Raw genomic sequence first — 18,783 nt, forward strand, 5'->3', positions numbered from 1 at the left:
ATGAGTACGAAACGGGATTGGTTTGGACCACCTCAGCCAAAGGAGGGGGTGGCGGGGGCGAAGTGCATGGGGTCAGTTTACGTGTCGGCGGCGATGGGGGCGAAGACGGCGGACGTGAGGCGGGCCAGGTCGGCGGGGGAGAGTTCGACTTCGAGGCCGCGGCGGCCCGCGCTGCAGAAGACTGTGGCGAAGGTCTCGGCTGAGGCGTCCACGACGACCGGCAGGCGCTTCTTCTGGCCCAGCGGCGAGATCCCGCCCGCCACGTAGCCCGTCGCCCGCTCCGCGTCCGGGACCGGCGCCATCTTCGCCTTCTTGCCACCCACCGCGGCGGCCAGCGCCTTCAGGTCGAGCTGAGCCGTGACCGGGACGACGCCGACCGCGAGCTTGCCGTCGACCTCGGCCACCAGGGTCTTGAAGACCCGTTCCGGCTCCAGGCCCAGCGCCTCCGCGGCTTCGAGGCCGTAGGAGGCGTGCCTCGGATCGTGCTCGTAGGAGTGCAGCTCGTGCCGCACCTTCTGCTTGTCCAGCAACGCCGTCGCCGGAGTCCCGCGTCCCGCCATGATCGAACCCTAGAACCAGGAATGCGGGGAGCGCCCACCGCGTTTCCCCACGTGTGGGAACCGAGCTGATGAGCGATCCAGGCAAGCGCTGCCCGTCGCGGCCGCCGAGAGACTCGCGGACCGGCCGTGGGGCCGCGCGCCGCGTATCCTCGGGGCCGACGTCACCGGCGATGGGACAGGTCCCGCCGGAGTGGTTGGAAGGGAGCCAGGTGCCCGACACCTCGCCCGAGGTCGAAGAGGTCGCCGAGGAGACCGCGGATCAGCGCGGAGCGCGTTTCGAACGGGACGCGATGCCGATGCTGGACCAGCTGTACTCGGCCGCGCTGCGGATGACGCGCAACCCCGCCGACGCCGAGGACCTGGTGCAGGAGACCTTCCTCAAGGCATACGGCGCCTTCGCGTCGTTCAAGGACGGCACCAACCTCAAGGCGTGGCTGTACCGCATCCTGACCAACACCTACATCAACGGTTACCGCAAGAAGCAGCGCCAGCCGGTGCAGCAGCCGACCGAGGAGATCCAGGACTGGCAGCTCGCCCAGGCGGAGAGCCACACCTCATCGGGTCTGCGCTCCGCCGAGGTCGAGGCGCTGGACCGGCTGCCGGACAGCGACGTCAAGGACGCCCTTCAGCGACTTCCGGAGGAGTTCCGGATCGCGGTATACCTCGCCGACGTCGAGGGATTCGCTTACAAGGAGATCGCGGACATCATGGGTACGCCGATCGGGACCGTCATGTCCCGGTTGCACCGCGGCCGTCGCCAACTGCGCGAGATGCTGACCGGTGTGGCCGAGGAGCGTGGTCTGCTGCGCGGCCGTCAGCGCGAGGTGACGGGGTCATGAACTGCGGGGACCACGAGACCGACTGCTCCGAGGTGCTGGCCGAGGTGTGGCTCTACCTGGACCAGGAGTGCGACAAGACGCGGCGCGAGCTGCTGCACCGGCACCTCAACGAGTGCAACCCGTGCCTGGAGAGCTACGGCATCGAGGAGCACATCAAGGCGCTGCTCGCCCGCAAGTGCGGTGGCGAGCACGCGCCGGACACGCTCAAGGACCGGCTGCGCGCCTGCATCCGGGAGCAGGCCGACGTGATCGTCCAGCACGGTGCGGAGGGCACCACGGTGGAGATCCGGCACAAGAAGGTCGAGTCCCGGACTGCCGAATCCAGAACCGTCGAGTCCCGCACCGAGGACTAGAAGACGCGAAAAGGCCCCGCGACCGTCTGGTCGGCGGGGCCTTCGCATGCCCGATGTCAGGCGTTGGGGCGCTTCCCGTGGTTCGCGCCACCCTTCTTACGGTCGCGCTTCTTGCGTCCCCGCTTCGACATTGCGTCACCTCTTTTGCTGATGAACGGCTGTGACTCCAGCCGTGGCTTGCCGCCGTCAAGTCTGACACGTGTGAAACAGGGGCTCCCGCGTGGCCTCGCTCGTGATTGGATTGCGGCGGTTCATCAGCGTCAAGGAGGACATGGGATGGCCGAGGAGATCAAGGCCGAGATGGTTGCCAACGTCTGGAAGGTCGTCGTCAAGGACGGCGACACCGTGGAGGACGGCGACACCTTGGTGATCCTGGAGTCCATGAAGATGGAGATCCCGGTCGTCGCCGAGTCCGACGGCGTGGTGACCATCAAGGTCGCCGAGGGTGACGTGGTCCAGGAAGGCGACCTGGTCGCGGTCGTCGACTAGAACCGCCCCCACGTCCGCCCACGGGTTGGAGCGTCTTCAAGACCACCGAACCCCCGTTCCAGCGGTCGTCAACCGCGGCGAACCTCGTGCAGTGCCGGGGGTTGGTGGCGGTTGACGACGGTTGTGGCGGGGGTTGGGGGTACTTGAAGACCCCCACACCACTGGGGCTCAGGATGGGAACAGCCACCGCGTTGTGGGGGTGGCGGGTGACAACGCGGGTCACAATGAGGTGTGTCCACCCTCAGTGAACTGCTCGCCGAGCACACTCGCCTGCCCGGTACCGCTGTCGACCACCTCCAGCTCGTCGTGGCGGAGTGGCAGCTGCTCTCCGATCTTTCGTTCGCGGACTTCCTCATGTGGGTTCCTGTCGAGGAGAGCGAGGAAGGCGGCGGGGACGAGCGATTTCTGTGCGTGGCGCAGGCCCGGCCCACCACCGCGCCGACCGCGCACCCCGAGGACATGGTGGGCTCGGTGGTCACCGCGGCGGAGCACCCGCAGCTGCGACGTGCCATGGCCGAGGGCCGGATCTGTCGCGAGGAGGACCCGCGCTGGCACCTCGGAGTGCCGGTGCGCCGCGAGACCATCCCGGTGCTCATCGACCGGTCCTGCGTGGCGGTGCTGAGCCGGGACATCAACCTGGCCGTTCCCCGCGTGCCGAGTCCGCTGGAGATCGCCTACCTCGGCAGCGCCGCCGACCTGTGCCAGATGATCGCCGACGGCACCTTCCCCGCGCCGGAGCCGACACCGGGAGCGCACACCAGCCCGCGCGTCGGCGACGGGTTCATCCGCCTCGACCCGGCGGGCGCGGTCGTCTTCGCCAGCCCGAACGCGCTGTCCGCCTACCACCGCATGGGCCACGCCTCGGATCTCGTCGGGGTGCACCTGGCCCCGCTGACGCGCTCGCTGATCTCCGATCCGTTCGACGCGACCGAGGTCGTGCAGCGCGTCCGCTCAGCGCTCGACGGCAAGCCGAGCATGCGGGTGGAGGCCGAGGCGCGCGGAGCCATGGTGCTCTTCCGCGCGCTGCCGCTGCGCCCGCGCGGCCAGTCCGCGGGCGCGCTCGTGCTGGTTCGCGACATCACCGAGGTGCGGCGCCGGGACCGCGCGCTGATGTCCAAGGACGCGACCATCCGCGAAATCCATCACCGCGTGAAGAACAACCTGCAGACCGTCGCGGCGTTGCTGCGCCTGCAGGCGCGCCGGACCGGAAATGACGAGGCCCGCCAGGTCCTTGAGGAGTCCGTGCGCCGGGTGACCTCGATCGCGCTGGTGCACGAGACGCTGTCCATGTCGGCCGACGAGCGGGTCAGCCTGGACGACGTCGTCGACCAGGTGATCCCGATGATGAGCGATGTCGCGACCACCGAGACCCGGGTCGCCGTGCGCCGCGAGGGCAAGTTCGGGGTCGTCCCGGCGGAACTGGCCACGCCGCTGGTGATGGTGCTGACCGAGCTGGTGCAGAACGCCTTCGAGCACGCTTTCGAGCCTGGTCAGCGCGGGGACGTGCTGGTCACCGCGGAGCGCTCGTCGAAGTGGCTGGACGTGGTCGTCTACGACGATGGACGGGGCCTGCCGCCGGGGTTCTCGCTGGAGCGGACCAAATCGCTGGGCCTGCAGATCGTGCGGACGCTGGTGGAGTCGGAACTGCGCGGTTCGCTCAGCCTGCGCAGGCGCACCTCGGCACCGGGCACCGAAGCCGTGCTTCGGGTACCGCTGAAACGGCGACGTTAGTCGTATACGTGAATGCACACGTAATAATTGGTGAACCGGAGATTGCTCCGGACATAACTGAGGGCCGACACCATTGTGGACGGGTGTCGGCCCTCAGAAATATATGTGGGGGTGTGCAGCCTGCAATCAGGCACCGCTCCGGGCCCGGGTGCGAGCGTTGCGGCGCTTCAGCGCACGACGCTCGTCTTCGCTCATTCCGCCCCAGACGCCGGCGTCCTGGCCGCTTTCGAGTGCCCAGGTCAGGCAGTCGGAGATCACGGGGCAGCGACGGCACACGGCCTTCGCCTCGGCGATCTGCAGCAGCGCAGGCCCACTGTTCCCGACCGGGAAGAACGTCTCCGGGTCTTCGTCGCGGCAGGCCGCGCGGTGGCGCCAGTCCATTGTTCCTAGCTCCTCGCCAGGCGCGATAATCACGCCAGTTGTGGGGTTGGGGTGTCGTTCGTGGGTGCTTGTGAATGCTTTCACGAACTCCGGCGATGTCAAGAGGTCCGAACCAAATCGGTGAGGGAACTCACCACATGGGGGGACCGGACTGACCTGCGGTTTCAGGCCGTAACCGGACCTTCGAAAATCTTGCCTCGCGATGGTGTGCCGATCGCTGTGCCACCGCCGAAGGGTTACACCGCCACCTGCAGTGCGCCGGGCACCGAAGTGAAGCGCACCTCGGTCCGTTCGCCGAGCAGGTCACCATCAACCTGCAACTTTACCGGATTCTCGCACGTGACGCGCGCCCATTCAATGTCGTCTTCTCGGAGGAGGTGTACACCGCGAGGGTCGGGAGCGCTCCGGGTTGCCTGGGCGAGGTGTTTTACCACCGTGAGTGTACGAACGTTACTCAGAGCGAACACGCCGAGCCCGGAGTCGAGTGAACACTCCGGATTGAGCCGAAGTGGGCGGGTCCCGTAGTAGGTCCAGGGGTCGGTGTTGGACACCAGGGCGATGTACTGCCCGGGGATCGGGTCCCGGCCGGGCAGGTGCACGGTCAGCTGCGGCTCCTCGCGGCGCAGCCGCAGGTACCGGGAGACGGCGACCTTCGCGTAGAGGAGCGGGGTCGCCTCCTTGCGCTTGACCCGGCGCTGCTCGACCCCGGCCACCACGTCGCCGTCGTAGCCGAGGCCCGCGTTGAAGGTGAACCAGCGGTCGTCGGCGCGGCCCAGCCCGACCCGCCTGCTGCTGCCCGACTCGATGGCGTTGAGCAGCTTGTGCGTGGCCTCCAGCGGGTCCAGCGGGATGCCGAGCGCACCCGCGAAGACGTTGGCGGAGCCGCCGGGCACCACGCCCAGCATCGGGGCGTCCGGGCGCACGCCGTCGGCGAGCAGGCCGTTGACCACCTCGTTGACCGTGCCGTCCCCACCGTGCGCGACCACCAGGTCGAAGCCGTCGGCGACGGCCTGCCGGGCGGCGTCGGCCGCGTGGCCCCGGTACTGGGTCTCCACCAGGTCCAGCTTGGTGTCGCTGGCCAGGGCGTGGGCGATCACGTCGCGGCCCGCCGGGGTGGTGGAGGTGGCCTGGGGGTTCACCACGAGAAGGGCACGCACCCCAGCAGCGTATGACAGCGCGTGACCAGCTGCGCGGCGCGAGCGCTCGGGTTAGACGGACCTCACTCTCGAACGGGTGACGCACGCCCTACCGGGGCGGGGCCCGGTCATCTCCGCCGAACGCGTGCCCTGCCGTAGCTGGGGTGTCTTCAAGTACGCACAACCCCCGCCAGGAACATCGCAAACCGCCCCCTACCTCCACGGCGGCTCCGGGTTCGTGGCGGTTTGCGGTGATCAACGGCGGGGTTGGGTGGTCTTGAAGACGGTGGAACTCCGTGGGTGATGTGAGGCGGTCGGGGGCGTGCGGGGCTGGACTAGTATCGCTGCTCGTGACCAGTCGCAACGCCCCGACCGCCGTCCGCGCCGCGGGTGCGCTCGTCGCACTCCAGGGCCTCGCCGGTGTCGTGTTCGTGGTCGCGCTCGTGGTGCGCGCCCTCACCGGGGCGCCCGAGCCCGGCAAGGTCTTCGGTGAGGCCGTCTACTTCGCGGTGCTGACCGCGGGGGTTGCCGCCACCGCCGTTGGGCTGCTGCGCGCCAAGCGGTGGGCGCGCACGCCGGCCGTAGTGATCGAACTGCTGCTGCTCGGCGTCGCCTGGTACGCCTTCGGCCCCTCCCACCAGTACGTCTACGGCGCGCTCGTGGCGATCTACTGCGCGTCCCCGTTGGTCCTGCTCTTCACCGCTCCAGCGAAGGACTGGGCGATGGGCGTCGGCGAGTACTCCGACGCGGGCGCCGACGACTGACGCCGTTTCGGCAGCGACGTGATGCCGACTCCGGCGATCACGAGCAGCGAGAACGGCGCGACCGCCGTGGCGTCGTACTCGCGCAGCAGCTAGCCCCAGACGATGAAGCGGAGCACGTCCGGCGGCCGCGCCCTGCGGGTGATGACGTTCGACAGGCCCCAGCACGCGGCCGAGCCGATCACCAGCAGGAATGCCGACAGCGGGCTGGACGCGCCGTACTCGACCGCGACCAGCGCTATCCCGGCGAAGGCCACCGCCATGCCGACGAGCCGGGTCCGGCCGGGGCGTTCGCGCAGCAGCAGGGCCGCGAAGAGCGCGGTGAACAGCGCTTGGCTCTGCACCACCAGAGAGGACAGACCCGCGGGCATCCCCGCCTTCATACCGACGAAGAGCAGCGCGAACTTGGCGACGCCGAGCACCAGGCCGACGCCGAGCACCCAGCGCCAGGCGACGCGCGGCGCACCGATGAACAGGATCGCCGGGACCGCGGCGGCGAGGAAGCGCAGCGCGGAGAACAGCAGCGGCGGGAACTCGCCGAGGCCGATCTCGATCACGACGAAGTTGACGCCCCATGATTGATCTGGGTCGGCTCCGCGCGCGGCACGCCGTCGCGCGCCACGGTTCGATCGGGGCGGCGGCCTCGGCGCTCGGCTACACGCCGTCCGCGATCTCCCAGCAGCTCGCGAAGCTGGAACGGGAGACGAGGACTGCGCTGCTGGAGCGACGCGGCGCTGCTGCTCGCCGAGACCGCCGGGCAGGTGCTCGACCTGGTCGAGCAGGCCGAGATAACCCTTGAAGCGCAACGGGGAACGCCCGTCGGCCGGTTCTCCGTCGCCGCCTTCGCGACCGTCGCGCGGGGAGATCGACCTCGCGGTGGTGCACGACTGGCAGAACACGCCGCTGGCGGTGCCGGACGGGCTGTCGAGGGCTCGGATCGGCGAGGACGCGGCGGATGTCCTTCTGCCACAAGGACATCCGCTTGCCGAGCGGGATGTGCTGGTGCCGGGGGACCTCGCCAACCAGCGGTGGATCTGCCAGGAGGCCGGGGCGATCTGCCACGACTGGCTGGTCCGCACACTGCGGGACGCGCAGGTCGAGCCGGACGTCGCCCACGTGGCGCTGCGGGCGCACTGGGACGGCCGCGACAGCGCTGACGGGGAGTAGTCCCGCGTCGCACGTCCGTGGCGTCGCGGTAGCTCGCACCGGTGGTTCGCGGGCGCGATCGGCATGTCGATCAGGGGTCGCGGCCAGCCCTGCTCAGTCAGCCCGACGAGCAGAGAGGTGGACGCGGTGATCACTCAGGAAATGGTCCAGCAGTTGTTCGGCGACGAGGTCTACGACCGGCACGGCGACAAGATCGGCAAGGTCGGGCAGGTCTACCTGGACGACCAGACGGGCCAGCCCGTGTGGGTCACGGTGCGCACCGGCCTGTTCGGCATGAAGGAGAGCTTCGTCCCGCTCAACCAGGCGCACGTCGACGGCGACGCGGTGCACGTCCACGTCAGCAAGGACCAGGTCAAGGACGCGCCGAGGATGGACGTCGACGGCGGGCACATGTCCAGGGCGGAAGAGCGGCAGCTCTACAGCTACTACGGCATCGAGTACGCCGCCCTTCCCGGTCAACGCCAGAGCGAGCGCGGCGGACAGCGGCCCGCGCGTGACGACGCGACCGAGATGACGCGCTCCGAGGAGCGGTTGAGGGTCGGCACCGAGCAGGTGGAGACGGGCAAGGTCCGGCTGCGCAAGCACGTCGTGACGGAACAGCAGCAGGTGTCGGTTCCGGTGCGGCACGAAGAGGTCCGGCTCGAACGGGAGCCGATCGCCGAAGGTGCCGCGCGGGGCACCGAGCGGATCGGCGAAGCGGAGCAGGAGGTGACCCTGCACGCGGAGAAGCCGGTGGTGAGCAAGGAAACCGTGCCGGTGGAGCGGGTCCGGATGAGCAAGGAGACGGTCACCGAACAGCAGAGGGTCGCCGGGGAGGTGCGCAAGGAAGAGATCGATGTGGACGACGCCTCGAAGCGCCGCAGGAACACGCCTTGAGAACGGTCGTCGGCGGGCTCGTACCGGGCCCGCCGACGACCGTCAGGACAGGTCGGCGACGGCCGAGGTGATGAGGTCCCAGAAACCGGGGACGTCGAGGGTGGTGGCGACCTCGGCGTTGACCGGGCGGCCGGTGACCCCGTGGAAGTCGATCACCGTCGCGCCGCGGGTGTGCTCCCCGGTGAGCTCGATCGCGACGGCGGCCGGGACGGTGGTGACCACGGCGGGGTCGATCAGCCTCGCGATGGCGACCGGGTCGTGCAGGGGCGGAGCCGGGAAACCCCAGATCGCCTTGTAGGTCGAGCCGAAGAACGTCAGCAGTTCCACGCAGAGCGTCGCCAGCGGGGTGCCGATGCTCGCGATGCGGTCGCACACCTCCCGCGTGGCCAGGGCCTGGTGGGTGATGTCCAGGCCGCACATGGTGATCGGGAGGCCGGAGGTGAAGACCAGGTCGGCCGCCTCCGGATCGCAGTAGATGTTGAACTCCGCGGCGGGGGTGGCGTTGCCCAGTCCCGCCGCCCCGCCCATCAGGACGATCTCCGCGATGTGCGGCCGGACTTCCGGGTGATCGCGCAGCAGGACCGCGATGTTGGTGAGCGGTCCCGTGGGGACGAGCGTGACCGGTTCCTCGTGGGACAACAGGATGTCCCGCATCAGCGCTATCGCGTCCACTGTGGACAGTTCGACGGTCGGCGGCCCGAACCGGGGACCGTCGAGGCCGGACTCGCCGTGGACCTCCACGCCACCGATCTCGGCGCCGACCGCGGACGCGTTGCCGTTCAACGGTTCTCCGCGTCCCACCGCGATCGGGACATCGGTGATCCCGGCGGCCGAGCAGATCCGCCGGGCGTTCAGCGTGGTCCTGGCCAGCGTCTGGTTCCCGGCCACCGTGGTGATCGCCAGCAGCTCGATCGCGGGGTTGGCCGCGGCCAGCATGATCGCCAGCGCGTCGTCGTGGCCGGGATCGCAGTCCAGGATGATCGGCGTCGGCATGCCTCAGCCCCTGGCGGCGAAGCCGGTGAGCGCGTCGTCGCTGAGGCGGTGCGTCTCCCACTCGTCCAGCGGCGCGGCGCCGATGGACTTGTAGAAGTCGATCGCCGGGGTGTTCCACTTCAGCACCGACCACTCCAGGCGGTGGTAGCCCTTGTCGGCACACTCCTTCGCCAGCTCCACCATCAGCGCCTTGCCGAGTCCGGAACCGCGCTGCGCCGGGTCGACGTAGAGGTCCTCCATGTAGATGCCGTGCGTCCCGCGCCAGGTCGAGTAGCTCAGGAACCACAGGCAGTAGCCGACGACCTCGCCGTCCACCTCGGCGACGTGGCCGAAGAGCGCGGGTGCCTCGCCGAACAGCGACGCGTGCAGCTGCTCGGAGGTCAGGTGGCACTCCTGCGGCGCCTGCTCGTACTCGGCGAGCGCGTGCACCAGGCGGACCACATCGTCCACATCGGACGGTTGAATGCGACGGACTGGCATGGGTTCCTCTCGTCAGACGGGTGGCAGGTTGAGGTGGACGACCTGGGGCACGCCGCGTTCGAAGCCGAGCGCGGCGACCCCGGCGGTGCCCATCGCGAAACCGACTCCGGCCTCGGCGCGCAGTCCCACCCACCTGGCCACCAGCACGCGGCTGAAGTGGCCGTGACCGATGAGCACCACGTCCCCGGTCGCCAGCGCCGGTTGGATCTTCGTCAGCACCTTGTCGGCGCGAGCGGTCACGGCTTCGGCGGTCTCACCGTTCGGGCAGGGATGCGTCCACACCGTCCAGTCCGGAACGCTTTCGCGGATCTGCGGCGTGGTGAGGCCCTCGTAGTCGCCGTAGTCCCACTCCGCCAGGTCCTCGGTGACGTCGTCGGGAGTGCCCAGGCCAGCCAGTTCGGCTGTCCGCGTCGCGCGCTCGCGCGGGCTCGACAGCAGCAGCGCGGGCTTTTCCGTTCCACGCAGCCGGGCCAGCACCCGGCCCGCCGCGACGGCCTGCTGTTTTCCGTCGCTGGTAAGCGGAATGTCGGTGCGCCCGGTGTGCTGGCCGGTCGCCGACCACTCCGTCTCCCCGTGCCGCAGCACGTACACGTGTCCGTTCGGCATGCGCCGAGTCTTTCAAGAGAGCGGGCCGAGTGCCGAGTCGAGTTGGTTGAGGCAGGTCTGCGCTGCGGAAACCGAGTAGCCGTCCCACCACGCGATCGGGTCCAGCTCGATGACGCGGCCTGCGCGCACAGCGGGCAGCTGCTGCCAGAGCCCGCCCTTGGTGTACTTGTCGAAGGTGGTGGATGCCTTGTCCACCAAGCCACCTCCGCCGACGAAGTACAGCAGGATGTCGGAGTCCGCGAGCGCGCCCACGTTCTCCTCGCTCAACGTCACGTACGTCGAGCTGGGGGAGGAGCGGTCGGTGGAGGCCGGTCGGCGCACGCCGAGATCGGCGAGGATCGACGAGCCGAAGATCGGTCCGCGCACGATGCGGAGTTCGTTGCTGGTGAACCGCAACAGTGCGACGGAGCGTTTGGCCAGCAGGTCGCGGTACTTCGCGGAGAGGGCCGCCACGCGCTCGGTGTACGCCACGAGCCTGCGGTCGATCTCCGCGCGGGCGCCGAGGACGTCGCCGATGGTGCGGACGGACTGCTGCCAGCCCACGCCGCTGCCCGCGTTCTCGTAGGCCACGGTCGGCGCGATGCCGGAGAGCTTCGCGTAGTTGTCCCTGAGCCGCGGGGTGTTCCCGATGATCATGTCCGGCCAGAGCCCGGCGAGCTGCTCCAGGTTGAGCTGGTTGAAGCCCAGCGCGGTGAACCCGGCGGCCGGTGCGGGCACGTACGGCGGCAGCGGCTGACCGCCCTGCAACGTCTCCGACGCGACGAGCGGGACGCCGAGTTCGAGGCTGACCTGCAGGCCGCCGTTGCTGTCCAGCGACACCACGCGCTCCGGGGTGACCGGGACGGTGCTGGTGCCGAGCGGGTGCGTGACCGCGCGCATCGGCTTGTCGCCCGTGGTGCGGCGGCCGAGCGAGCAGCCGGAAACGGTGAGCAGGCCCGCCGCGGTGAGCAGGCCGCGTCGGCTCACGCCGCCGCCGAGCACCGGGAGTTGTCGATCCAGGTCGCGAAACACGGCGTGACGGTATTTCTTAGGTTTGCCTAATGTCCAGCGGGCGGCGGAGCTTCGACACCGCCCACAGCTCGCCGCGCGCCCCGTCGTCGAGCAGCGGGCACGTGAGGCACATGCCCTGCACGCCGTCGGTGAAGTCCAGGCAGCACGCGCCGCGCACGCCCCAGGACTCGTCGTCGGAGTCGCCGTAGTTCACGAGCACCGGACGGGACCGGCGCGGGACGCCCGCCGCGTACAGCTGCTCGGCCAGCTCCGCCGCCCGGTCCCACGCCGCCCGGCGGTTGCGCCCCAGCTGCCTCGCCACGTTGAGCATGCCGAAGTGGATCATGTCGATCACGTAGCTCCACAGCGTGCGCGTGCCGACCTTCGACCGCGCACACACCTCCGTGACCAGCGGCGTCACCGTGGCGACGAAGCCCTGCGCCAGGTCGCCGTCATCGGCTGCGATCTCCGTGGCCACCAGGCGCCTGCGGTCGACCTCGCCGTCGTAGTGGAACCAGTAACTATCGGCATCGATGCGCGGCGCGACTTCGAAGAAGTAGACCGAGGCAGCCGTGCAGAAGATCAGCTCGCGCAGCAGGATGCGCAGCGCTTCCATCGCACGTGGGCCCGGCGGAACGTCCTTGTCTTGCGCCGCAAGGAGTTCCGCGACGCGCTCGCGCATCTCGGCCGCGGTGAACCAGGCGTCGTCGGTGGGCACGCCTTCGGGACCGGTCAGCTCCGGCAGCGGGGCGAACGCCAACCCGGCGCAGCGTTCGCGCAGCTCATCGATCACGCAGCCACTGTGACAGCTCGGTGGGGCGCCTCGGAACCCGGGTTAGCAGACCCTAACCAAGATGGCGCAGGAAGCGGCGGTGCGGGCGCGCCTCGGGTGTGTCCTGGCTCACCTCGTCGGTGGCCACCCAGCCCGCCCGCTCGTACACCCCGATCGCGCGCTCGTTGTCGTTGATCACCCACAGTTCGAGCGTGTCGCGGCCGATGGCGCGCGCGTGCTCGTCGACTTCGCGGAGCAGCTGACTGCCCACGCCGCCGCCCCACGCGTCCGGGTCGACCGCGAGGTAGAAGACCTCCAACGTCTCCGGCCGGGGCGCCACCAGCGCGAAGCCCACCGCGCGGTTCTCGCGCCTCGCCAGGATGAGCTTCGCGCCATCGAGGCTGAGGCGGCGCAGCACTCCCGGCATGGCCTGTTCGACCGTGGCGGGTTCCGGCTCCTCGTCGCGGCGCGCCGTCGCACGAGCCCAGATCGCCGCCGCTTCCCGCACGTCTTCGTTGTGCACCAAGTCATCCTCGCTGCCCCGGTCGCTATCGCTTCACAGATCGCCGATCTGTGTCGGCAGGATGTGGCAGATGAGGCAGCGAGACAAGCCGGGCCGCCCGTCCTACCGGGTGTTGTCGAGTACGGCGATCTGGGTGGGTGCGATCGTGCTCACCGTGGTGGCGGCTGGCTCGGTGTGGCTGTTGCTGGCCACCTTCGGCAGTGACCCGAAGAGCAGTTTCCGGTTGGAGATCATCAAGGCCGCCGTGACCGTCGTGGTCGGCACTGGCGGTGCCACGGCACTGCTGTTGGCGGCTCGTCGACAGCGCTTCGTCGAGTTGGACGGCACCGAGCGACGGATCACCGACTTGCAGACCAAGGCCGCCGATCAACTTGGCTCCGACAAAGCAGCGGTCCGCCTCGCGGGGCTCTATGCGTTGGAACGCCTGGCCCAGGACAACCCCAGCCATCGGCAAACCATCGTCGACGTGATGTGCGCCTACCTCCGCATGCCCTACACCCCGCCACCAGAGCGCCCGGCAGCCTTACGTAGCACCGCGAGCCTGCGTCCCCGTCGCCCCGCATGGATGCGCCCTCAACCCATCAGCGCCGATGCCACCACCAACGATGACCGTCGACAGGAACACCAAGTACGGCTGACTGCTCAGCGAATCCTCGCCGCCCATCTCGAACCCGATCCCAGGAAACGCGGAGGGAAGCCCACCAACCCCAAGTTTTGGCCCAACATTGACCTTGACCTAACCGGCGCCACCCTGTTGGAGTTCGACCTCAAGCACTGTCGTCTCCGAACCGGCACCTTTACCAGTGCCCGCTTCATCGGACACGCCTGGTTTGACGGGGCGGCTTTTACTAAGGACGCCTGGTTTGACCGGACGGCTTTCACCGCGGACGTCCGGTTCGGCGGGGTGACCTTCACGGGTGATGCCTGGTTTGACGGGACGACCTTCACTAAGGACGCCTGGTTCGGCGAGGTGACTTTTACCGAGGAAGCCCACTTCAACAGCACGACTTTCACCGGGGACGCCTGGTTTGGTAGCACGGCCTTCAACAGAGATGGCTGGTTCAACAAGGCGACCTTCATCAGCGCCGCCTGGTTCGAGGGGGCAGCCTTCACCAGTGCTGCCCGGTTCAACAGCACGACTTTCGCCAGCACTGTCTCGTTCGAGGGGGCGACCTTCGCCGAGGAAATCCGCTTCGGCAGGGCACACGCGAGGGTTGTGTTTGGCCTAGCCAGCTCGGTGTGGCCTCCAGGATGGGTATTGGGGGACGCAGCCGCCATGCCTCAAGACGCGCCGAGCACACACGAGGGCACGTGGCATCCCCTGACTCCCAGCTACACCAAGGGCAGTCCGCAGAATCCAGAACAGCTATAGCCCCAGAACGTCTGTTACAGACCGGCGTGTTCAAAGTTTCTTTGCTTCTTCAAGGCGGCCCCTGCGGGGCCGCTCGGCCGCGTGCTGATCCCGCGACGCGGAGCCGACGCCGTGCTGTGTGTCTGTCCACGCCCAAGGCGGCTGCCGCCGCCGGGCGTGGACAGCGAGGCATCACGGCGTCGGCCCGCTGCGGGGAAGCGGCCGCGCGACCCCACAGGAGCCAGATAGAGAAGGTGCCAAGGTCATGCTTGCCCGTCTTCAGGTGGCGCAGTCCCTACGCGGACCTGTGGGTGGCCAAGTTCGCGGCGTGGTCGGGGGTCCGCGACTGCTCAGGGCTTCCGGTCCTCGGCCCTGGCGGGCCTGCGGGCCGGGTCCCTGCGCTTCAGGGCAGCGGTCGCGTTATGGGACGGGGTACATCAACTAGCGACACACCCACTACCGGTGTCAACACGTCGTCCGTGCCGTCTGCGGAGCTCCCTAGGATGATTCGCCTTTGTGCATGATCGACTGTGACCGCTAGCGGCCCCTCGACGATCGTGTAGCTCCTGCGCGGCCAACGAGACTGGGGAAAATCGAGGCGCTTGAGGCAAATCGACAAGCTGCCAACAGTGGTGCTAAAGCGTGTTCCTCTGCGGATATGAACCGTGAACCGCGAGAACCGTCGAGCGCGAAGCTTGCGGGCCAGCGGTGGGCACACGATTGTCAACAGGACGTCCGCCGTTCGGACGAATGGCCACAGGTACGAGCCCTTTTGTACCGACCAGTGCATGCGCGGAACCGCTGTAGCGACGATACTGGCTGCTCGTAGCAGCTTTGTGAGTTTGCCGGGAGTTGACTGCAGGCCCGCTGTCCACTCTTCGGCAAAGCGAGCACTGAGGTCTGGATCGCCAATCCGGCGCGCCCCCCACCTGACCAACTTGCCAGCAATCCACGGCGAAACTTCACCGACCTCGGCGACAGCGGCAGGGATAACGAACATCGAGATGATGGCCAGCCAGATGTTCATCCTTGGACCTCCGGGCGCTGCCCGATCCCAGGCCGTGGCAACCCCAGTTTCAATCCGGGCGCGGCGTTCGCCCCACGTCGTTCCGCGAGCGTCTGACGGGCACTCGCGAGGCCATCTGGAGTGAGTCGATAGAAGCGCCTACGAGGCCTTCCCTCGTTCTGCTCGTTCTGCGTTTCCCAGTAGCTTTCAACCCATCCGGCCTGCTCCATGCGAGACAAGATCACGTAGACGGTCCCGGTTGGCCGGGCAGCCTCTTTGGCCAGGGCGAAACCATGAAGGTCCTCGGTAGTCCAGACCAGCGCCGTGAGTACATCCAGAGTGGCTGGTGTTATGCGTCCAATCTTCTCCACGACTCCAACTCTACATATAAAGAGCTGGAGTTGCACGTCTTGTCCGCATCGCTTCTCCATCGCGCCTCGTCGCCGCGGGCCATGTCCGGGTGGGAAGCGCAAGTGTGCTGTCCACGTGCTGTTGGCGCTGGTCAAAGGAGGGCGGTTGCGGTCACTCGCGACTCACCTCGAGTGTGGGCCAAGGCGCTCACCAGGGCCACCGAAACGGGTATCGGCTCTAGTCCAATGAGGACAGACATGGGCCGTCTGGGGGCCGTCAGGCAATGCCCAACGACGAAAAACGACGCTGACTGACGAGAAGGGTTCTCGCTGGTCAGCGTCGTCTTCAGGGGAAGATCAGGCCGCGGCCTTGGTCTCCCAGAAAATCTTGTCGATCTGCGCGATCAGGTCGAGCAGGTCCTGACCGGTTTTGGGGTCCGTGGAGCCCTTGGCCCCGCCGGCGCCCGCGGCCTTGGTGGCCTTGTTGAACAGCTCGTGCAGCTCCGGGTACTTCTCGAAGTGCGGCGGCTTGAAGTAGTCGGTCCAGAGCACCCACAGGTGGTGCTTGACCAACTCGCAGCGCTGCTCCTTGATCTCGATGGCGCGCTGGCGGAACTCGGGGTCCTCGTTGGACTGGTACTTGTCCTGGATCGCCTTGACCGACTCGGCCTCGATCCTGGCCTGGGCCGGGTCGTACACGCCACACGGCAGATCGCAGTGGGCGGTGACCTCCAGACGAGGGCCGAGGACGCGCGACAGAAGTCGCATCTTTCCTCCCTGACAGTGGATGCTCCGACGTGCGCGACCCTACTCCGCGCCTGTAGAACCGGCAGTCGGGGAGGTGATCAGCTTGCGTTGGCTGAGAGTGCGCGGGCCGTCGATGGTGCCCGCGCTCTACGACGGCGACACCGCCCTGGTGCGGATGGGCGTGGACCCGCGACCGGGCGAGGTCGTGCTGGTGCGCTGGGCGGCCCGTCCGGGGCAGCTGTCAGTGAAACGGGCCGTGCGCAGGCAGGACGACGGCTGGTGGGTGTTGGGGGACAACAGCTTCGGCTCGACCGACTCGCGGCAGCTCGGGCCGGCCGAGGTGCTGGGCGTGCTCCGCTGGCGGATCAGCCCGCGCCCCGGCCGGATTCGCTAGACGAGGACCGAGCGCAGCGAGGCGTAGTGGGCCTGGCAGGCGTCGTACTTCGGCAGCAGGTTCGACGCGACGGCCTCGGCGAGGGACGGGGCGCCGCGGTCCTTGTCGGACAGGACCGGCTCGGTCCCGTCCAGGTAGGACTCCCACGGGATGCCGATCATCGGGTCCATCGGGTTGACCGCGTGCTCGCCCGCCGGGTTGTACGGGGTGGAGCACAGGTAGGCCATCACCGTGTCCTCCTCCAGCGCCACGAAGGCGTGCCCGATGCCCTCGGCGATGTAGACCGCGCGGAAATCGGTGGAGTCCAGCCGGGCGGCGTCCCAGGTGCCGAATGTCGGCGAGCCCACCCGCAGGTCGACGACGACGTCCATCAGCGCGCCGCGCGGGCAGTAGACGTACTTGGCCTGGCCGGGCGGGGTGTCGGCGAAGTGCAGGCCGCGGATCGCCCCGCGCCGGGACACGCTGTGGTTGGTCTGCGCCAGCCGCATCGGGTGACCGGTCGCCTCGATCAGCGCCGCCTCCTGGAACGGGGCGACGAACAGTCCACGGGAATCGGGAAAAGAACGGGGAGTGAACTCGAAGGCGTCTGGGACGGCGAGTTTGCGGACCTGCACGACAAAAAAGTCTATTACATCTCCCAGTACCCCCACCGTGGCCAGCGAAGATCAAAACAAGTCGGACGGTCGTCTTGTAAAAAGCGCCTCTGACCTGCGGCGTCACTTTCTCGGTTCTGTGATCCCCGCCGCAGACATCGGAGGGATCGCCTGCCACACTGGCCCAACTCCGACGCCCGGCGCCGTCGTGTTCACCACCCCTGAGCACGAGTGGTGCCGTCGTCGCCATGCCTGTCGAGCCCGGCCGCGATCGCGGCCGACGACGGGTTCCGCCTTGCTTTCGGGCCGATGCGCGATTCCGGCCTGCCCCTGCCTGGAGGGACGCTGTGACTGTCATGAAGGAGCCGGTGGCGAACGATCCGGCCGTTTCCGCGATCGAGCTCACGGACGCCGAGATCTTCGACGCCCACGAGGGCGGCAAGCTCGCCGTCGGCGCGACCGCCTCGCTCGCCGACCCGCGCGCCCTCTCCATCGCCTACACCCCCGGTGTCGCCCGCGTCAGCCGCGCGATCGCCGAGGACGCCTCCCTGGCCGCCCGCTACACCTGGACCGGCCGCCTGGTCGCGGTGGTCAGCGACGGCACCGCCGTGCTCGGGCTCGGCGACATCGGCCCGCGCGCCTCGCTGCCGGTGATGGAGGGCAAGGCCGCGCTCTTCAAGACCTTCGGCGGGCTGGACTCGATCCCGCTGGTGCTCGACACCACCGACGTCGACGAGATCGTGGAGACCCTGGTCCGGCTCCGCCCGTCCTTCGGCGCGGTCAACCTGGAGGACGTCTCCGCCCCGCGCTGCTTCGAGCTGGAGGCGCGGCTGATCGAGGCCCTTGACTGCCCGGTCATGCACGACGACCAGCACGGCACCGCGATCGTGGCGCTGGCCGCGCTCAAGGGCGCCGTCGTGGTCCAGGGCCGCTCGCTCAGCGACCTCAAGGTGGTCATCTCCGGGGCCGGCGCGGCGGGTGTGGCCTGCGCGAAGATCCTGATCGCCGCGGGCGTCGGCGAGGTCGTGGTGCTCGACTCGCGCGGCATCATCGTCGCCGGTCGCGAGGGGCTGAACGCGGTCAAGGCCGAGCTGGCCGCCGTGACCAACCCGCGCGGGATCACCGGCGGGCTGGCCGAGGCGCTGAAGGGGGCCGACGTCTTCCTCGGCGTCTCCTCCTCGAAGGTGCCCGAGGAGCTGGTCGCCACCATGGCGCCGGAGTCGATCGTCTTCGCGCTGTCCAACCCCGACCCGGAGATCCACCCCGAGGTCGCCGCCAGGCACGCCGCGATCGTGGCCACCGGGCGCAGCGACTTCCCGAACCAGATCAACAACGTGTTGGCGTTTCCCGGGGTGTTCAAGGGCGCCCTCGACGCGGGCGCGCGCCGGATCACCGAGCGGATGAAGATCGCCGCGGCCGACGCCATCCATGCCGTGGCCTCGGACGATCTGGCCGCGGACCGCATCGTGCCGAGCGCTCTGGACCCCCGCGTGGCCATCGAGGTCGCCGCCGCTGTCGCCGAAGCCGCTAGGCAGGACGGGGTAGCCTGAGACGACCGGGGGACCAGCAGCCCCTCCGGTACACAGCAAGATCCCTGCCGGGGGTGGTGGAAGCCCTTCCACCGGTGGTGGGCAGTGGTGCCCTCCACCGGCGGAATGCGTCTTCCTGGGGCTGGGCCTTACGCC

General features: G+C 68.7%; 26 protein-coding genes. 11 read left to right on the forward strand and 15 right to left on the reverse strand.

The genetic code is table 11. The features are described 5' to 3' along the window. Positions 1–77: 77 nt before the first annotated feature. Positions 78–560: a Cys-tRNA(Pro) deacylase gene (gene ybaK, locus NLX83_RS14850; protein ID WP_254235421.1), complete on the reverse strand. Its 483-nt coding sequence runs from the start codon at positions 558–560 to the stop codon at positions 78–80. Between the two features lie 170 nt (positions 561–730). Between ybaK and NLX83_RS14855 the strand changes: the two genes are divergently transcribed. Both NLX83_RS14855 and rsrA read left to right on the forward strand, forming a co-directional pair. Then, complete coding sequence (locus NLX83_RS14855; protein WP_254235422.1) at positions 731–1,399, forward strand: sigma-70 family RNA polymerase sigma factor; 669 nt, start codon at positions 731–733, stop codon at positions 1,397–1,399. Beyond that, a complete protein-coding gene (gene rsrA, locus NLX83_RS14860) occupies positions 1,396–1,752 on the forward strand; it encodes a mycothiol system anti-sigma-R factor (protein ID WP_254235423.1) in 357 nt (118 codons plus the stop codon). Before NLX83_RS14855 ends, rsrA begins: the two co-directional genes overlap by 4 nt. 56 nt (positions 1,753–1,808) lie before the next feature. Here rsrA and NLX83_RS42240 read toward each other — a convergent pair whose 3' ends face one another. Further along, complete coding sequence (locus NLX83_RS42240; RefSeq protein ID WP_143261917.1) at positions 1,809–1,883, reverse strand: 50S ribosomal protein bL37; 75 nt, start codon at positions 1,881–1,883, stop codon at positions 1,809–1,811. A 145-nt stretch (positions 1,884–2,028) separates the two neighbouring features. On the opposite strand from NLX83_RS42240, the gene NLX83_RS14865 reads away from it, so the two are divergent. Beyond that, the gene (locus tag NLX83_RS14865; RefSeq protein WP_254235424.1) at positions 2,029–2,241 is read left to right on the forward strand and encodes a biotin/lipoyl-binding carrier protein; all 213 of its coding nucleotides are present in this window, start codon (positions 2,029–2,031) and stop codon (positions 2,239–2,241) included. Positions 2,242–2,472: 231 nt separating this feature from the next. Continuing rightward, on the forward strand, positions 2,473–3,972 hold the full coding sequence (locus tag NLX83_RS14870) for a sensor histidine kinase (RefSeq protein ID WP_254235425.1): 1,500 nt from the start codon (positions 2,473–2,475) through the stop codon (positions 3,970–3,972). A gap of 126 nt (positions 3,973–4,098) precedes the next feature. Here the strand turns inward: NLX83_RS14870 and NLX83_RS14875 are convergent, their stop codons facing one another. Together NLX83_RS14875 and NLX83_RS14880 are read right to left on the reverse strand one after the other, a co-directional pair. Then, the gene (locus tag NLX83_RS14875; RefSeq protein WP_030426778.1) at positions 4,099–4,353 is read right to left on the reverse strand and encodes a WhiB family transcriptional regulator; all 255 of its coding nucleotides are present in this window, start codon (positions 4,351–4,353) and stop codon (positions 4,099–4,101) included. Between the two features lie 236 nt (positions 4,354–4,589). After that, the gene (locus NLX83_RS14880) at positions 4,590–5,510 is read right to left on the reverse strand and encodes a diacylglycerol/lipid kinase family protein (RefSeq protein WP_254235426.1); all 921 of its coding nucleotides are present in this window, start codon (positions 5,508–5,510) and stop codon (positions 4,590–4,592) included. 329 nt (positions 5,511–5,839) lie between these two features. On the opposite strand from NLX83_RS14880, the gene NLX83_RS14885 reads away from it, so the two are divergent. Next, on the forward strand, positions 5,840–6,253 hold the full coding sequence (locus tag NLX83_RS14885) for a hypothetical protein (RefSeq protein ID WP_254235427.1): 414 nt from the start codon (positions 5,840–5,842) through the stop codon (positions 6,251–6,253). Between the two features lie 89 nt (positions 6,254–6,342). Here NLX83_RS14885 and NLX83_RS14890 read toward each other — a convergent pair whose 3' ends face one another. Beyond that, positions 6,343–6,807, reverse strand: a complete 465-nt coding sequence (locus NLX83_RS14890) for an EamA family transporter (protein ID WP_254235428.1) — start codon at positions 6,805–6,807, stop codon at positions 6,343–6,345. 17 nt (positions 6,808–6,824) lie between these two features. Between NLX83_RS14890 and NLX83_RS14895 the strand changes: the two genes are divergently transcribed. The 3 genes from NLX83_RS14895 to NLX83_RS14905 all read left to right on the forward strand — a co-directional run bounded on the left by NLX83_RS14895 (position 6,825) and on the right by NLX83_RS14905 (position 8,293). After that, on the forward strand, positions 6,825–7,049 hold the full coding sequence (locus NLX83_RS14895; protein WP_254235429.1) for a helix-turn-helix domain-containing protein: 225 nt from the start codon (positions 6,825–6,827) through the stop codon (positions 7,047–7,049). Further along, on the forward strand, positions 7,046–7,417 hold the full coding sequence (locus NLX83_RS40975) for a LysR substrate-binding domain-containing protein (protein WP_305884174.1): 372 nt from the start codon (positions 7,046–7,048) through the stop codon (positions 7,415–7,417). Before NLX83_RS14895 ends, NLX83_RS40975 begins: the two co-directional genes overlap by 4 nt. 141 nt (positions 7,418–7,558) lie before the next feature. Beyond that, complete coding sequence (locus NLX83_RS14905) at positions 7,559–8,293, forward strand: DUF2382 domain-containing protein (RefSeq protein ID WP_254236227.1); 735 nt, start codon at positions 7,559–7,561, stop codon at positions 8,291–8,293. A gap of 42 nt (positions 8,294–8,335) precedes the next feature. On the opposite strand, the gene NLX83_RS14910 is transcribed toward NLX83_RS14905, so the two are convergent. The 6 genes from NLX83_RS14910 to NLX83_RS14935 are packed head-to-tail and all read right to left on the reverse strand — an operon-like array spanning position 8,336 to position 12,657. Then, positions 8,336–9,286 carry a nucleoside hydrolase gene (locus tag NLX83_RS14910; protein WP_254235430.1) on the reverse strand — a complete coding sequence of 317 codons (951 nt, stop codon included), beginning with the start codon at positions 9,284–9,286 and terminating at the stop codon, positions 8,336–8,338. A gap of 3 nt (positions 9,287–9,289) precedes the next feature. Next, positions 9,290–9,766 (reverse strand): GNAT family N-acetyltransferase, encoded by a 477-nt coding sequence (locus NLX83_RS14915; protein ID WP_254235431.1) that lies wholly within the window; start codon positions 9,764–9,766, stop codon positions 9,290–9,292. Between the two features lie 12 nt (positions 9,767–9,778). Continuing rightward, positions 9,779–10,372, reverse strand: coding sequence for an acid phosphatase (locus NLX83_RS14920; protein WP_254235432.1), 594 nt, complete (start codon positions 10,370–10,372; stop codon positions 9,779–9,781). 12 nt (positions 10,373–10,384) lie between these two features. Beyond that, positions 10,385–11,383: an iron-siderophore ABC transporter substrate-binding protein gene (locus NLX83_RS14925; protein WP_254235433.1), complete on the reverse strand. Its 999-nt coding sequence runs from the start codon at positions 11,381–11,383 to the stop codon at positions 10,385–10,387. A gap of 16 nt (positions 11,384–11,399) precedes the next feature. Further along, a complete protein-coding gene (locus NLX83_RS14930; RefSeq protein ID WP_254235434.1) occupies positions 11,400–12,155 on the reverse strand; it encodes a hypothetical protein in 756 nt (251 codons plus the stop codon). A gap of 52 nt (positions 12,156–12,207) precedes the next feature. Further along, a complete protein-coding gene (locus tag NLX83_RS14935; protein ID WP_254235435.1) occupies positions 12,208–12,657 on the reverse strand; it encodes a GNAT family N-acetyltransferase in 450 nt (149 codons plus the stop codon). A 70-nt stretch (positions 12,658–12,727) separates the two neighbouring features. Between NLX83_RS14935 and NLX83_RS14940 the strand changes: the two genes are divergently transcribed. Further along, entirely contained in the window at positions 12,728–14,029 is a 1,302-nt protein-coding gene (locus NLX83_RS14940; RefSeq protein ID WP_254235436.1) for a pentapeptide repeat-containing protein, read from the forward strand. Between the two features lie 382 nt (positions 14,030–14,411). On the opposite strand, the gene NLX83_RS14945 is transcribed toward NLX83_RS14940, so the two are convergent. From NLX83_RS14945 to sodN, 3 genes are all read right to left on the reverse strand, one after another. After that, a complete protein-coding gene (locus tag NLX83_RS14945; protein WP_254235437.1) occupies positions 14,412–15,035 on the reverse strand; it encodes a hypothetical protein in 624 nt (207 codons plus the stop codon). Next, positions 15,032–15,445 (reverse strand): PadR family transcriptional regulator, encoded by a 414-nt coding sequence (locus tag NLX83_RS14950; protein ID WP_254235438.1) that lies wholly within the window; start codon positions 15,443–15,445, stop codon positions 15,032–15,034. The genes NLX83_RS14945 and NLX83_RS14950 overlap by 4 nt, the downstream gene beginning before the upstream one ends. 276 nt (positions 15,446–15,721) lie before the next feature. Next, a complete protein-coding gene (sodN, locus tag NLX83_RS14955) occupies positions 15,722–16,132 on the reverse strand; it encodes a superoxide dismutase, Ni (RefSeq protein WP_254235439.1) in 411 nt (136 codons plus the stop codon). Between the two features lie 73 nt (positions 16,133–16,205). Between sodN and NLX83_RS14960 the strand changes: the two genes are divergently transcribed. After that, positions 16,206–16,505, forward strand: coding sequence for a S24 family peptidase (locus tag NLX83_RS14960; RefSeq protein ID WP_374118737.1), 300 nt, complete (start codon positions 16,206–16,208; stop codon positions 16,503–16,505). On the opposite strand, the gene NLX83_RS14965 is transcribed toward NLX83_RS14960, so the two are convergent. Next, the gene (locus tag NLX83_RS14965) at positions 16,502–17,119 is read right to left on the reverse strand and encodes a dTDP-4-dehydrorhamnose 3,5-epimerase family protein (protein ID WP_254235440.1); all 618 of its coding nucleotides are present in this window, start codon (positions 17,117–17,119) and stop codon (positions 16,502–16,504) included. The two genes, NLX83_RS14960 and NLX83_RS14965, sit on opposite strands and share 4 nt — an antisense overlap. A gap of 335 nt (positions 17,120–17,454) precedes the next feature. Here NLX83_RS14965 and NLX83_RS14970 point away from each other — a divergent pair, with 335 nt between their 5' ends. After that, on the forward strand, positions 17,455–18,648 hold the full coding sequence (locus NLX83_RS14970) for an NAD(P)-dependent malic enzyme (RefSeq protein WP_254236229.1): 1,194 nt from the start codon (positions 17,455–17,457) through the stop codon (positions 18,646–18,648). Positions 18,649–18,783 lie beyond the last annotated feature (135 nt).

The organism is Allokutzneria sp. A3M-2-11 16, assembly GCF_024213555.1.
Taxonomy (GTDB): Bacteria; Actinomycetota; Actinomycetes; order Mycobacteriales; family Pseudonocardiaceae; genus Allokutzneria.